Source organism: Burkholderia sp. AU39826, from assembly GCF_020419965.1.
Classification (GTDB): Bacteria; Pseudomonadota; Gammaproteobacteria; order Burkholderiales; family Burkholderiaceae; genus Burkholderia; species Burkholderia semiarida.
The window spans coordinates 126,715-141,615 of record NZ_JAIZQG010000010.1 but is presented as its reverse complement, the minus strand read 5'-3'; the positions used below and the strand labels follow the sequence as shown (position 1 = coordinate 141,615).

The following is a 14,901-nucleotide window of genomic DNA, read 5'->3' as shown; positions in this document are numbered from 1 at the left end:
CCGGCACGCGAACCGGCCACGCACGCGCGCCGGTGGGGTTTTCGGACCGCTTCGGTCCCGCTTCGATGCGGCGCCCGCGGCGCGCGCCGCGGGCGTTCAGCCTGCCGCCTGGATCGCCTCTTCGTACACGCCGGCGACGCGCCGCGCGATCACCGCGTTGTCGAAATGCTCGCGCGCGTAGCGCTTGCATGCGGCCTCGTCGGGCAGCGCGATCGCGCCCGACAGCGCGCCGCCGAGCCCTTCCGCGATCGCGTCCGCGCCCGTCGACGGCAGCACGAGATCGTTCGACAACCCGGCGACCGCCTCCGGCAGCCCGCCGACCGGCGTGACCAGCACCGGCGTGCCGGACGCGAGCGATTCGACGGTGATCAGCCCGAAGCCTTCCAGCGCGACCGTCGGCACGACGCTGACCGTCGCCGCGCGGTACAGCGCCGCGAGATGGTGGTCGGGCACGAAGCCGAGCAGCTTCACGTTGTCCTGCAGCCCGGCTTCGTCGATACGCTGCTGCAGTTCCTCGCCGATCTTGCCCTTGCCGGCGATCAGCAGCAGCACGTCCGGGTGACGGCGCTTGACGAGGCCGATCGCGTCGATCAGGTCCTCCAGCCCCATGCGCCGCACGAGCCGGCGCACGGCCAGCACGATCGGCCGGTCCTGCGGCAATTGCAGCTTGTGCCGCGCCTCGGCGGGCGTGAGCGGCGTGTCGAACTGCGCGGTATCGACGCAGCCGGGAATCACGCGCACGCGCGACGGATCGATTCCGTAGCGGTTCGTCAGGATCTGGCCGAACGCCTGCGACAGCACGATCAGCCGCGACGAGCGCGTATAGACGGCCTGTTCGAGATAGCGCTTCGCGCGCTGCCCGAGCGACGCGGCGCCCTCGACCTGGCTTTCGTCGGCCCACGGCCCCTGGAAGTGCGACACCTGCGGAATCCCGCGCGTCACGTCGAGCCCCGGGAACGTGTACAGCGCGAAGTGCGACGAAATCACGTCGGGCCGCTCGGTGCGGATCTCGTCGCGCAGCGCGCGCCGCGCGGCGAGCATCCGGCGCGCGAGCGGCTGCGACGCGGGCCCGAAGCCCTGGATCGCCCCGCCCGTGTCGTCGGCGACCTTCGGCGAGCCGGCGACGAGCCCGCGCACCTCGACGCCCGCGCCGGGCAGCGCGCCGACGAGCGAGTAGTACATCCGGTCGAGGCCGCCCGCGCGTTCGGGGAACCAGTGCATGCCGATCTGCAACGATTTGATCGGCCGGGAGGATTGGGACATCACGGTTGCTCCTGCGTGATTGCATGCTCGACCCGCTCGAACGCGGACGGCTGCGTGGGTTGGCCGATGCGCCGGTAAAGCGCGACGTACTGGGCGCCCATGTGCGCCCAGCCGAAACGGGTCATCAGTTCGCGGGCCGCGTCGCCCATCGCGCGACAGGTGTCGCGCGACGCCGCGAGCGAGCCGATCGCCTGCGCGAGCGCGGCCGGATCGTCCGGGTCCTCCAGCACGATCCCGCACTCGCGCGTGATGATTTCCGCGCCGCCCGCCGTGCGCGCGGTGACGACCGGCAGCCCGGCCGCCATCGCCTCCAGCAGCGACAGGCTCATCGCTTCGTAGCGCGACGGAAAGACATACGCGTCGACCGAGCGCATCAGCGTCGGCATGTTCTTCACGAGCCCGAGGAAATGCACGCGCGAATCGAGGCCGAGCGCGCGCGCTTCTTCCGGATACGGGCTGCCGGGCAGGTAGCCGGCCACCGCCAGATGCACGTTCGCGGGCAGCTTCGTCAGCGCCTTCAGCACGGTGCCGAGGTTCTTGCGCGGCGTGCGCAGATCGCCGACGAACAGCAGCAGGAACGCGTCGTCCGGCAGCTTGAACGCCGCACGGTCGGCCTGCGCGCCCGCGAACGCGCTGCCGTCGACGCCGTTGTAGATCACGCTGATCTTGCGACTGTCGATGCCGAGCCCGGCGATCTCGTCGGCCACCTTCTGCGATACCGCGGTGATCGCGCGCGAGCGCTTGTACGCCCAGCGCTCGAGCACGGTGTTCACGCGCGTGTAGACGTACTGGTAAGCCGACCACAGCCCCTTGGCGGGCCCGAACGGATAGTACGGACTCTTGAACCAGCCGCCGTGCACGAAGTGCGCGGTATTCACGTCGGCCTTGATCCACGAGATGAAGCCGTTCACGTGCAGCACGTCGTATTCGCCGCGGTGCGCGCGCAGCCAGGCCGCGCTTTTCAGCGCGAACACCTGCTGCTTGACGAGATTCGACGGCCAGAAGCCGCCGACCTTCACCGGCACCCAGCGCACGCGCGGATCGGCCAGCAGCTCGGGCGCGACATGCGACGCGACCAGCGTGACCTCGTAGTTTTCGGCCAGCGCCGCGCGCGCGATTTCGTAATTGACGCGGCCCTGCCCGTCGTTATGTCGCACGACGTGCGTGACGATCGCGATTCTCAATGGTCGCCTCCCCGTGAACGCGCGGCGGCCAGCAGGCGTTGCGCCTTCTGCCAGTGCGCCGCGGCAAGTATCGAAAAAATGGCTGTGAACATCAGCAGGCCGCCGGTGCCGATCAGCGAGTTCGTGAACACGAGCATCGCGAAGGTCGACAGGCACAGGCTCAGGCACGCGCCGACGAACTTGTCCTTGCGCAGCTTGAACGCCGCGCGCAGCGTGCGGCCGAACAGCATCACGACGCCGGCGAGATACAGCAGCGTGCCGGGCCAGCCGAGCACGAACGGCACGTTCATCACGCCGCTGTCGAAGCTGCCGTACTTGCCGAGCTCGCCGCTGTCGCTCGACAGCTTCGTCGACGCGCCGGTCGCGCCCATCCCCTCGCCGGCGACGTCGGTGAACGCCGTCTGCGCGAAGGTCGCGTAGAACTTGTTGCGGTCGTCGTAGCTGCGATCGTCCTTCAGGTTCGTGATCGACTGCAGGCGCTGGCCGAGCCGGTCGGCCACCGGCCCGACGGTCAGCAGCGGCACGCACAGCCCGACCAGCACGACGCCGCTGATCAGGATCCGCATCCGCACGCGGTTGCTCGATTGCACGAGCTGGATCGCGAGCGCGATCACCCAGCCGCCCCAGGTCGAACGCACGAGACACAGCGCGAACGACACGAAGCCGGCCGCGCCCGCGAACCAGCGGATCTTCTGCGGCGCGACCAGCACGAACACGAGCGCGCCCATCATCGCGAACGCGAACGGCCCCGACGAATTCATCGTGCTGAACACGCGCACGCCGTACGGCACCGGCTCGCCCTGCGAGCCCATCTGCGAGCCGACCATCCACAGCACGTCCCACTGCGGCATCACGAAGTACTGCACGACGCCGTACATGCCCATCACGAGCATGCCCCACATGAAGGTGGACAGCAGCACGTCGCGATACTCCGGATAGTTGCGCGCGTTCACCATGATGTGAAAGCCGATCAGGATCGGGTACAGCCAGTTCGCGAGGTCGTAGGTCGCGGCCATCACGCCGCTCGACACGATCCCGACCAGGTACGCGTACACGAGCCCGAACAGCATCAGCAGCACGGGAATCCCGCGCCGCTGCGCGAGCACGCGGTAATGCCTGACGAGCCCCAGGCCGGCGATCATCGTCACCGCGAGCGGCGCGACCTGGATCAGGCTCGTCGGCGTGAACGCGCCCTTCGACCAGTCGGCCAGGCGCCGCACTTCCGGGCTCAGGAACCACACCCACCACATGAAGCCGACATAGCGCGCCGGACTCTTGAAATACAGCCAGATGCCGACCGCGATGGCCAGCACCGGGAACGCGAGCGTCAGCACCTTGCCCTGGTGGACGGCGATCAGCGCGGCGGTGAACGCCCACAGTCCGGCCTGCCCGGCCCAGTGCTTCGGCTCGGCGAACCAGCTGCGGGCGCGCGACGGCGCGCGTTCGGCGGCAATCGTACTCATCGATCCGCGCTCACCGCGACGACGCGCTCGAATCCGCGAGCGGCATCGCGACGTCCGCCGCCGCGGGCGTGCGGCGCCGGCGCAGCATGTCGCGCGTGATCCGCACGTGCTGCTCGGCGAATGCCTGCGTGGTCAGGTTGCGTTCGCGCAGGCACGCGGCGGCCGCCCGTGCGCAGTCGAGCGCCGCCGCCGGATCGGCGACGAAGCGGTCGGCGGCCTGGCGCATCGCCTGCGCGTCGAACGCCGGCACGTAGGCGGCCGTATCGTGCGGGAAGTAGTCGCTCAGGCCGCCCACGTCGGACACGATCATCGGCTTGCCGACGGCCGCCGCCTCGAGCATCACGGTGATACCCGACGCGTGGAAATTCGGCCGCAGAGGCACGACGATCACGTCGGCCCACGCGTACAGCTCGTGCTGCTTCGCGAGGCCCGACGCCGAGCCGATCTTCACGTTCGGCGCATGCCACTCGCGCGGCACGCGGCGGCGCGTCGCGAGCCGCACGTCGTAGCGTTCGTCGCCGCCGAACGCGGCGAGGAACGTGCGCCAGTCGCGGTCGCGGTCGTTGCCGATCGCGGCGATCCGCAGCGGCCGGTTCGGCTGCCATTGCCGCGGCTCGACCGGCGGGAAATCCTGCGTGTTCAGCCCGTAATAGACGAACTCGGCTTCGCGCCCGAGGGTGCGGCGGCACAGCTCGGCGTTGTCGCGGGCGAGCGTGGTCAGCACATCGGCGCGCGCGAGCAGCTTGCGGTACAGCCAGCGGCGCGGGCCGCCGAAGCCGGCCCACTTGTCGAACAGCCACACGCTCTGCGCGAGCAGCAGCGGGCGCTTGCCCTGCGCGCCGGCGAGCTTCAGGATCAGCGCGGCGGCCAGATGCTCCTGCTCGGTGTGCGTCCAGATCACGTCGGCGGCGCGCAGCGCCGCGCGGTTGCGCCACGCATGCACGACGTCGAAGCCGAGCGCCGCCTTCAGCGCGCGGCGCGCGAGGCTCACGACGCGGTTCTCGCGCACGTCCTGCGAATAGGTCAGCCGGAATTCGTCGGATTCGGCGTGGTGATAGCCGTACAGGCAGCCGATGCCGTCGCCTTTCCGGTAGGTACGCGGATCGGCGCCGTAGAACAAATGGACGTGAACGTTCGTTGCAGCCTTGGTGGTCATGCGAGCCCTCCGGGCATGGCCGCGCGCGAGGCGCGCAGGCCGTTCAAGACGTCACCGGCGGCATCGCCGCACGGTGGGGGGCGAGGTTCGTGCGGCGTGCATCGCGCGCGCCGCGGCGCACCGCGCGCCAGTGCGCGAGCACGCGGGCGCGCCGCGGGCTCGGCAGCGACAGCAGCACGTGCGCGAAGCCGGGATAGACGCGCGTGCCGACCAGCGTCCACCACCACCACGCGATCTCGCGCCGCAGCGGCGGCAGATGCTCGCGCAGCGTCAGCTGCAGGTTGTACGCGCCGTTGCCGATCGCGTTCAGCGACGCCGCATCGCGCCGGTCGTCGTCGAAGCGCTCGGCCGGGAAATGATCGACGGCGATCGCCGGGTCGTACAGCAGCGTCCAGCCCGCGCGCTGCACGGCCATGCTGAACGCCATGTCGTTGTGCACCTGCGCGCCGGCGCCGCGCAGCCGCGTATCGAAGCGCAGCCGTTCGATCGCCGCGCGGCGGTAACTCATGTTCGCGCCTTTCAGCATGTCGACTTCACGCGCGCCGCCGACGCCGAGGTGATGATTGCCGACGATCTTGCCCGACAGCGTGAGCTGGCCGACCCGCTCGCGCGATTCGTCGAGCACGCGGCCCTTCTCGTGCACCCAGTCGCGCCCGCCGACCGCGCCCACGCGCGGGTTGGACAGGAACGCGGCTTCGATGCGCGCGAGCCAGTCGGGGTGCGGCGCCGCATCGTCGTCGGTGATCGCGACGATGTCGCCGCCCGCCGAGTCGAGCCCCTTGTTCAGCGCGGCGACCTGCCCGGCCACGTCGACCGGCACGATGCGCAGCGGCAGCGCGCCGCCGACCGCCGGGTCGGCGAGCCGTTCGTGCGTGGCGTCGTCCTCCGGGCGCGCGACGACGATCACCTCGTCGGGCAGCCGCTGCTGCCGCTGCAGCGCCAGCAGGCAGCGCGCGAGGTCGGCGGGACGCCGGTAGGTCGGAACGAGCACGGAAATTTTCATCGAGGGTTCTCCATTCGGCCGGGCCGATGCGGCGCGCGCCGGCCCGGTGTCGTGCAATGCGGTCAAGCGCTCAGGTATTCGTGCACGGCCGCATAGCCGCGGCCGTAGCCGCGCGCCTTCGGCGGCACGCCATTGAAGATCCCGCCTTCCAGATCGACGCCCGCGGTGCGCAGGCGCTTGATCGCATCGGCGATCTCGCCTTCGGTATGCATGCCCGAGCGCAGCACGAGGAACGTCGAGCCGGCCATGCGGCCGATGATGGTCGCGTCGGTCACCGCCAGCACCGGCGGCGAATCGATCAGCACGACGTCGTAGCGCTTGCCGAGCCCTTCGAGGTATTGCGGCAGGCGCGTCGACATCAGCAGCTCCGACGGGTTCGGCGGGCGCGTGCCGGCCGCGATGAACGACAGGCCCTGCACCGGCGTCTCGCGGATCGCTTCCTCGAGCGGCGACTGATCGCTCAGCAGCTCGGACAGGCCCGGCTGCACGGTGAGGCCGAAGTAGCGGTCGAGCATCCCGCGGCGCATGTCGGCGTCGATCAGCAGCACGCGCTTGCCCGAATGCGCGAGCAGCACCGCGAGGTTGACCGTCAGGAAGCTCTTGCCGATGCCCGGCGTCGGGCCGGTCAGCACGATCACGCGATTCTTCGCGTCCATCATCGCGAACTGCATCGCGGTGCGCAGGCTGCGCATGCTTTCGACGCTCAGGTCCTTCGGACGCAGGCTCGCGAGGATCGGCCGCGCGCGGCTGCCGCCCTTCTCCGCCGCCGCGTCGAGCTTCACCTGCTCGGCGCTTTGCGGCACCAGCCCGTACAGCGGCAGGTTGAAGGTGCGCTCGATGCGGTCGGGATCCTCGATGCCCTGGAACAGGTTGCGGCGCAGGAACACGACGCCCGTGCCGAGGATCAGCCCGAGGAACACGGCGGCCGACAGGATCAGCACCTTCTTCGGCTTGACCGGCGCGCCCGGACGCAGCGCCGAATCGATGAGGTGGATGTTGCCGCCCGTGCCGGCCTTCTGCACCGACAGCTCCTGCACGCGGTTCAGCAGCAGCACGTAGATGTCCTCGGCGACCTTCGCGTCGCGCTGGAGCTGGACGGCCTTCACTTCGGTCGCCGGCAGGCTGCGGAAGCGGTTGCTGAACTTGTCCTTCTCGCCCTGCAGCTCCGCGAGCTGCTGCTTCGCAGCGATCACCATCGGGTGCGAATCAGTGAAGCGCTGCGCGAGCGACGCGAGCTGCAGACGCTGCGCGGCGATCTGCTGTTCGTACTGCACGCTGCCCTGGAGGTAGACCTTCGCCTCGTCGCTCGCGTTGATCGAGCCCGACGTGCGCTGGTATTGCGTGAGCGCGGCTTCGGCGCGTTCGAGGTCGGCCTTCAGGCGCGGTTCCTCGCCCTTCAGGAAGTCGAGCATCTTGGTCGCTTCCGCCTGCTTCGCGATCACGTGCTGGTTCAGGTACGACTGCGCGAGCGCGTTCGCGATCGCGGCGGTCTGGTCCGGGTCCTTGCCTTCGAGCGAAATCTGCACGACGCCCGTCTGCTTGCCCTGCTCGCTCACCTGGATGCCGGCCTGGAACCCGCTGATCGCGTCGAGGTCGTTGTAGCGCACCACCGTGAACTGCGTGCCGGGGCGCGCGACGAGCTTGCTCACGAGCAGCGTCACGCCGCCGCCCTGCGCCGATTCGCCGACGCGGCCGGCCAGCAGCCGCGTGCCGTTCTCGTCGACGAGCGAATAGGTGCCGTTCGGGCCGGCCGTCAGCGTGAGCTTCTTGCCTTCGAGCGCCGGCACGACGCTGATCGAATCGACGTCGGCGACTTCGCCGCCCCATGCGTACGATTTCAGGCCGAGCCACGGCCGCGACGGCTCGCCGGGCGTCGCGACGCGTGCGGCGAGGCTGCCGATCACCGGCAGCGTCTTCGGCGCGATCGAGAAGTTCAGCTTGAACTGCTCGACCACCGGCGCGACGACGCCGCGGCTCTTGATGATCTCGATTTCCGCATCGGTCGGCGCCTGCTGCGGCCCGCTGTTGATCGACGCGCCCGTCTGCGTCTGCGTGAGCGCCTGCGACGTGTTGTCGTTGCCCTCGACCCGCACGTGCACGTCCGCCTGGTAGACCGGCTTCGCGACGAAGCAGTAGAGGCCGGCGAGCGCGACGACCATCACGGCGATGCCGAGCAGCAGCCAGATGTCGTCCAGGATGACCTGGAGCAACTGGCCGAGGACGACGTCCTCTTCCTCGGTCTTCGCGGTCAGGTCCGCGTAGGAGTGTTTCGCTTGCGTGTTCACCATTCGTTCCCGCTTGAGTGGTGCCGGGGGGCGGACGCCGCCCCGGCGGGCTATCAGCGCGTGATTTGCCGCATGTAGAAGATCGTCTGGATCGTCGGCAGCACCTGCTGCAGCACGCGGTTGAACTGCACCGAACCGGCCGTGCTGACGTAGACGACGTCGAGCGGCTGAAGCGGGAAGCGGCTCGACAGCATCAGCGCATCGGGCTGCGTCATGTCGAGGCGGTACACTTCGGGCTTCGTCGGGTTGTCGCGCATTCCGCGCATCACGTAGATCTTGCGCGGGTTCGCGTCGGTGTCGAGAATCCCGCCGCCCGCGGTCAGCGCATCGGCGATCGTCAGCTTGCCCTTGAGCATCGGCACCGTGACCGGCGTCTTGACCTCGCCCATGATGAACACGCGGCTGTCGCTGCGGTCCGGCACGTTGACGATGTCGCCCGGCTGCAGCATCACGTTCTGCTTCACCTCGCCGCGATCGAGCACGCCGTTCGCGTCGAGCGTGTACAGCTTGCCGTCGCGCGTCAGGCGCACGCGCTGCAGGTCGGCCTCCGCGGTCGAGCCGCCCGAGCGCGAGATCGCGTCGACGAGCGTGAGCGGCACGTCGCTCACCGCGAGCGGGCCCGGTTGCTTCACCTCGCCCGTCACCTGCACCTTCTGGCTGCGGAACGACAGCACGCGCACGTCGAGCTGCGGATTCTTCACGTAGCGCGCGAGGCTCGACGCCATCTCGTCGCGGATCTGCGCGACCGTCTTGCCGGCCACGCGAATCCGGCCGACGAACGGGAAAAAGATCGTGCCGTCGGCGGCGACCGTCTGGCCGTACGGATCGGCCTGGCCCGGCAGCGCGGTCGTATACGGCTGCTGCAACGCGCCCGCGACCGATTGCGTCGTGTTGCCGCCGCTCGAGAACGACTGGCCCTGCGGCGTCGTCAGCTCCGGGTGGTCCCACACGGTGACGCCGAGGATGTCCTGCGGGCCGACGCGATACGTGTACTGCGACGGATCGGTATAGCGCCCGGGCGGCAGCGGATGATCGACCTGCGCTTTCTGCAGCTGGTCCATCACCACTTTGGCGTCGATGTAATGAACCGGATAGGTTTCGGCCGCTTCCTGCCGGCCGTCGTCCTTCAGGTTCGACGAGTCGAGGTAGTTGCCGGGCGCGGTTGCACAGGCTGACAGGAAAGTCGTCAGCGCGACGGCAAGCGCCACCGGGCGCATCGGGCGTTTCAGCATAGTTTCTGTAGCCATCCTTGAACCAGACGTTCGATCAGTGAGTAGCTCTCGCGGTAGTCGGCCTCGGGGCCGCCGTGCGGGTCCGCGATCTCGGCCCCTTCCCACTTGCCGAGCAGGTGAACCTTGCCGCGTGCGAACGGATCGACCGATTCGACGGCCGCGATCTGTCCGCGCTCGCTGACGAGAATCAGGTCGGCGTCGCGCACGATCCGGCGCGACAGCCGCCGCGAGCGGTGGGTCGTCGCATCGACGCCCCGCTCGGCGAGCAGTTGCCGCATCACCGGATCGATGCCGTCGCCGTCGTTCGCGTGCACGCCGGCCGAATGGAACGTCGGACGCGGGCCGCCGCGCGACGCGGCGTGCGACTTGAACAGCATTTCCGCCGCCGGACTGCGGCAGACGTTGGCGTGGCAGACGATCAGGATGTTCCGGAACATGGCGTCTCGTAACGAGTGACGGAAAACGGGTTACGCGCTGGCGCGCGCGGCGCCCGGCACGCGCGCGGCGACCGCCTGGCGCGAGCCCGGCCGGCCGATCGGGTGGTACTCGATACCCTGCTCGCTCATCGTCTCCGGCTCGTACAGGTTGCGGCCGTCGAAAATCACGGGCGCCTTCCACAGGCGGCCGAGCGCGACGAAGTCGGGGCTCTTGAACGCCTTCCATTCGGTGACGATCACGAGCGCGTCGGCGTCGCGCGCGGCCTGCGCCTCGTCGTCGACGAAGGACAGGCGCTCGAGCCAGCTCGGGTGATCGGCGAGATCGAGCGCGAGCACGCGGCGCGCTTCCTGCTGCGCGACCGGGTCGTACGCGGCGACGCGCGCGCCGCGCGACAGCAGCTCGGCGATCAGCTCGCGGCTCGGTGCCTCGCGCATGTCGTCGGTGTTCGGCTTGAACGCGAGGCCCCACAGCGCGAACGTGCGGCCGCTCAGGTCCTCGCCGAAGCGCGCGACGATCTTGTCGGCCAGCACGCGCTTTTGCGTCGCGTTGACCGACGACACGGCCTTCAGGATCTGCAGCGACTGGCCGTGCTCGTCGGCCGTGCGGATCAGCGCCTCGACGTCCTTCGGGAAGCACGAGCCGCCGTAGCCGCAGCCGGCGTACAGGAAGTGGTAGCCGATGCGCGGGTCGGAGCCGATCCCGCGGCGCACGGCCTCGATGTCGGCGCCGAAGCGGTCGGCGAGGTTCGCGAGCTCGTTCATGAACGAGATACGCGTTGCGAGCATCGCGTTCGCCGCGTATTTCGTGAACTCGGCCGAGCGCACGTCCATGTACAGCGTGCGCTCGTGATTGCGGTTGAACGGCGCGTAGAGCTTCTTCATCAGCTCGCGGGCGCGCTCGCCCGGCACGTCGTCGTCGCAGCCGATCACGATGCGGTCCGGCCGCGTGAAATCGTCGACGGCCGCGCCTTCCTTCAGGAATTCCGGATTCGACACGACCGAGAACATCTGGTCGCCGCCGCGCTTCGCGAGCTCCTCGGCGACCGCCGCGCGCACGCGCTCGGCCGTGCCGACCGGCACCGTCGACTTGTCGACGATCACCTTGAAGCCGGTCATGTAGCGGCCGATGTTGCGCGCCGCCGCGAGCACGTACTGCAGGTCGGCCGAGCCGTCCTCGTCCGGCGGCGTGCCGACCGCGATGAACTGCACGTCGCCGTGCGCGACCGCGGCCTCGACGTCGGTCGAGAAGCGCAGGCGGCCGGCCGAGCGGTTGCGCGCGATGACTTCCTTCAGGCCCGGCTCGTGAATCGGCACGCCGCCGTCGTTCAGGATGTCGATCTTTGCCTGGTCGACGTCGAGACAGAACACGTCGTGCCCGATGTCGGCGAGACAGGCGCCGGTGACAAGCCCTACGTAACCGCTGCCGATGATAGTCAGATTCATGATGTGTCGGACCCCTTGACCAATGATTCGAAATTCGGAAAACCGGAATGCCTGCGTGACGCGGCGCGTCGGCGTCAGTACGCGTTGCTGCCGGTGAAGCCTTTCCACAGCGTCAGCACGACGATCTTGATGTCGAGCCAGAACGACCAGTTCTGCATGTAGTACAGGTCGAGCTTCACGCGGCCCATCATCTTCTCGATCTGGTCGGTCTCGCCGCGATAGCCGTTGATCTGCGCCCATCCGGTGATGCCGGGCTTGATCCGGTAGCGAAACATGTAGCCCTTGACCAGATCCTTGTAGATGTCGTCGTGCGCGAGCGCATGCGGGCGCGGCCCCACCACCGACATCTCGCCCTTCAGCACGTTGATGAACTGCGGCAGCTCGTCGAGGCTCGTGCGCCGCAGGAACCGGCCGACCGGCGTCACGCGCGCGTCGTTCTTGGTCGCCTGCGTGACCTGCCCGGCCACTTCCTGGTGCACCTTCATCGAGCGAAACTTGTAGATCTCGAACTCGTGCCCGTCGATGCCCTTGCGCTTCTGCCGAAAGAACACCGGCCCGCGCGAGGTCAGCTTGATCAGCGCCGCGATCAGCACCATCACCGGCGCGAGCGCCGTGAGCGCCGCCAGCGCGAACAGCCGGTCGAACACGAACTTCGGCAGGATCCGCACGTCGGTGATCGGCGACGCCGCGAGGTTGATCGCCGGCACGCCGAGCACCTCGACCACTTCCTGGTTGAAGAACGACAGCGTGCGCACGTCCGGAATGAAGCGGATGTTCACGAAGTCGTGGCGGAACACCGTCACGATATGGTGAATCCGGCGCTCCTCCGTGATCGGCAGCGTGAGCCACAGCTCGCTGATCGCGCGGCTGCGCACGAGCCACACCAGCGAGTCGAACTGCCGCTCGATGCGCACGTCGTCGAGCGCGACTTCGCCCGGCGCCTCGCTTTCGTCGTACACGCACACCGGGTTGAAGCCGGCTTCCGGCCGCGCCCGCATCTGCGCGATCAGCCGTCGCGCCGCGGGCGTGCCGCCGACGATCGCGACCGCCTTCAGGTTGTAGCCGCCGCGGCGCAACTGCCGCAGCACGACGTGCACGCAGGCTTTCGAGCCGGCGAGCAGCGCCATCGTCACGAGCGCCCAGTAACCGAGCCACAGCCGCGACAGGTCGCCCGACTGGTGAAAGCTGAAACTCAACAGGATGCCCGCGAGCTCGACCGCGAGCCACGCGAACGCCACGCGGACCACCAGCCCGACGAGACGCTTGCCGCGCCACGACTGGTAGATGCCGACGGCCGGAAAGAACACGACGACGAGCAGGCAATCGAACAGCACCGTCGTACGTTGCAGGTCGCTGAGCCCGATGCTGCCGTCGTGCAGCGCCGCCGCGATCAGCGCCCCCGTCACGACCATCGCGATATCGATGACTCTCGCCAGCACGCTCAACATGTCCGCTTCCTCTTTGAACAGGCGTTTGCCGAACTGCTCCTCGTGCGACCCGTGCCGCACCTTCGATTCAAACGTTGCATGACGCTATTGAAGCGACAAGAAAATTCCGCCTCAAGCGCACAAGTATTTCGAAAAATAATCGGAAATTCTTGCCGCGATCTTTTTTAATTAAATCGGCAGGTTTTCCCGAATCGGTCTGAAACGGGGATTTTTTCAGACGCATTGCGCTTCCCGCTCGCCCTTTGCGGACGGGCATGCCGGGCCGGCACCCGGAATTATTTTTTATTTTTTTATTTCCTGCCGGTGCTACCGCGGAAAATTCTCCCGACCGCATGCGCGGCGGATATCCGGCATTGGGTCCGGTTTTATTGTCGATTTACTTCATGCTACAACGACAGGCACCGACTTCAACCATGGAGAGTGTCATCATGAATGCTCCGGCAGTGGCCGCCGAAACGCGCCATTCTTCTTCCGCCGCACCCGCCGTCGGCACGCCCGCAGCCGGTACGCCCGCCGTCGGCACGCGCCTCGCCGTGCAGCCCGTGATTCTCGCCGGCGGCTCCGGCACGCGCCTGTGGCCGATGTCGCGCGAGCGCTTTCCGAAACAGCTGATCGGCCTGCTCGGCGATCATTCGCTGCTGCAGTCCACCGCACTGCGCCTCGACGGCCTGAGCGCCGATCACCCGCTGAACGACGACGTGCTGATCGTGTGCGGCGAGGATCACCGCTTCACGACCGCCGAACAGCTGCGCCTCACGGCCAAGCGCGCGACGATCATGCTCGAGCCGCTCGGCCGCGACACCGCGCCCGCGCTGACGCTCGCCGCGCTGCGGCTGGTCGCGAACGGCAACGACGCGGTGATGACCGTGATGCCGGCCGACCATGCGGTCGCGGACGTGCCGCGCTTTCACGCGGCCGTCGCGGCCGGCGTGCACTGCGCGGCGCAAGGCAAGATCGCGACGATGGGCATCGTGCCCAAGCACGCGGAAACCGGCTACGGCTACATCCGCGTCGGCGCGCCGCTCGGCGACGCCGGCACGGGCACCCTCGACGTGCGCCGCCTCGACCGCTTCGTCGAGAAGCCGCACCTCGAACTCGCGCAGCAGTACGTCGCGTCCGGCGAATACTGGTGGAACAGCGGGATCTTCATCGTGCGCGCGTCGGTCTGGCTGAAGGCGATCCGGCAGCTCGAGCCCGCGATCTACGCGGCCTGCGAACAGGCCGTCGCCCAGGGCAAGGAAGACGGCGATTTCTTCCGCGTCGATCGCGACGCATTCGCCGCGTCGCCGTCGAACTCGATCGACTACGCGGTGATGGAGCCGCTCGCGAGCCTGCCGCAACTGTGCGAAAGCGTCGTCGTGCCGCTCGACGCGGGCTGGTCGGACGTCGGCTCGTGGGACGCGATCTGGCAGATCTCGCCGAAGGACGAGACCGGCAACGTCGGCCGCGGCCACGTGCTGTTCGAAGGCGCCGAATCGACGTTCGCGCATTCGGAAAGCCGGCTCGTCGCCTGCGTCGGCACGCAGAACCTGGTCGTCGTCGAAACGCCCGACGCCGTGCTCGTCGCGGACAAGTCGCGCGTGCAGGACGTGAAGAAGATCGTCGGGCACATCAAGGCGCGACAAGGCTCCGAAGCGACCGATCACCGCAAGGTGCATCGTCCGTGGGGCCACTACGACTCGGTCGACACCGGCGAGCGCTTCCAGGTGAAACGCATCGTCGTGAAGCCGGGCGCGCAACTGTCGCTGCAGATGCACCACCACCGCGCCGAACACTGGATCGTCGTGCGCGGCACCGCGCGCATCACGCGCGGCGAAGAAACGTTCCTGCTGTCCGAGAACGAATCGACGTACATTCCGCTCGGCGTCTCGCATCGCCTGGAGAACCCGGGCAAGATGCCGCTCGAACTGATCGAAGTGCAGTCGGGTGCGTATCTCGGCGAGGACGACATCGTCCGCTTCGACGATACCTACGGCAGACGGTAACG

At 68.4% G+C, this 14,901-nt stretch carries 11 protein-coding genes; 1 reads left to right on the top strand and 10 read right to left on the bottom strand.

Annotated elements, in window-relative coordinates:
* Positions 1-96: 96 nt before the first annotated feature.
* From LGM42_RS18965 to LGM42_RS18920, 10 genes are all read right to left on the bottom strand, one after another.
* Positions 97-1,263, bottom strand: coding sequence for a glycosyltransferase family 4 protein (locus tag LGM42_RS18965; RefSeq protein ID WP_059583017.1), 1,167 nt, complete (start codon positions 1,261-1,263; stop codon positions 97-99).
* Positions 1,263-2,447, bottom strand: coding sequence for a glycosyltransferase family 4 protein (locus tag LGM42_RS18960; protein WP_099317215.1), 1,185 nt, complete (start codon positions 2,445-2,447; stop codon positions 1,263-1,265). Before LGM42_RS18960 ends, LGM42_RS18965 begins: the two co-directional genes overlap by 1 nt.
* Positions 2,444-3,910: an O-antigen ligase family protein gene (locus LGM42_RS18955; RefSeq protein ID WP_060311343.1), complete on the bottom strand. Its 1,467-nt coding sequence runs from the start codon at positions 3,908-3,910 to the stop codon at positions 2,444-2,446. Before LGM42_RS18955 ends, LGM42_RS18960 begins: the two co-directional genes overlap by 4 nt.
* 10 nt (positions 3,911-3,920) lie before the next feature.
* Complete coding sequence (locus LGM42_RS18950) at positions 3,921-5,066, bottom strand: glycosyltransferase family 4 protein (RefSeq protein ID WP_060311345.1); 1,146 nt, start codon at positions 5,064-5,066, stop codon at positions 3,921-3,923.
* A 43-nt stretch (positions 5,067-5,109) separates the two neighbouring features.
* Positions 5,110-6,069: a glycosyltransferase family 2 protein gene (locus LGM42_RS18945; RefSeq protein WP_059583028.1), complete on the bottom strand. Its 960-nt coding sequence runs from the start codon at positions 6,067-6,069 to the stop codon at positions 5,110-5,112.
* 62 nt (positions 6,070-6,131) lie between these two features.
* Positions 6,132-8,357, bottom strand: coding sequence for a polysaccharide biosynthesis tyrosine autokinase (locus LGM42_RS18940; RefSeq protein ID WP_059639105.1), 2,226 nt, complete (start codon positions 8,355-8,357; stop codon positions 6,132-6,134).
* A gap of 50 nt (positions 8,358-8,407) precedes the next feature.
* On the bottom strand, positions 8,408-9,586 hold the full coding sequence (locus LGM42_RS18935; protein ID WP_059583033.1) for a polysaccharide biosynthesis/export family protein: 1,179 nt from the start codon (positions 9,584-9,586) through the stop codon (positions 8,408-8,410).
* Positions 9,580-10,023: a low molecular weight protein-tyrosine-phosphatase gene (locus LGM42_RS18930; RefSeq protein WP_059583036.1), complete on the bottom strand. Its 444-nt coding sequence runs from the start codon at positions 10,021-10,023 to the stop codon at positions 9,580-9,582. The genes LGM42_RS18935 and LGM42_RS18930 overlap by 7 nt, the downstream gene beginning before the upstream one ends.
* A 30-nt stretch (positions 10,024-10,053) precedes the next feature.
* Positions 10,054-11,466, bottom strand: a complete 1,413-nt coding sequence (locus tag LGM42_RS18925; protein WP_059639103.1) for a UDP-glucose dehydrogenase family protein — start codon at positions 11,464-11,466, stop codon at positions 10,054-10,056.
* Positions 11,467-11,540: 74 nt separating this feature from the next.
* On the bottom strand, positions 11,541-12,914 hold the full coding sequence (locus LGM42_RS18920) for an undecaprenyl-phosphate glucose phosphotransferase (RefSeq protein ID WP_060311804.1): 1,374 nt from the start codon (positions 12,912-12,914) through the stop codon (positions 11,541-11,543).
* A gap of 428 nt (positions 12,915-13,342) precedes the next feature.
* Between LGM42_RS18920 and LGM42_RS18915 the strand changes: the two genes are divergently transcribed.
* Positions 13,343-14,899: a mannose-1-phosphate guanylyltransferase/mannose-6-phosphate isomerase gene (locus LGM42_RS18915; protein WP_226232881.1), complete on the top strand. Its 1,557-nt coding sequence runs from the start codon at positions 13,343-13,345 to the stop codon at positions 14,897-14,899.
* The last annotated feature ends 2 nt before the right edge of the window (positions 14,900-14,901 follow it).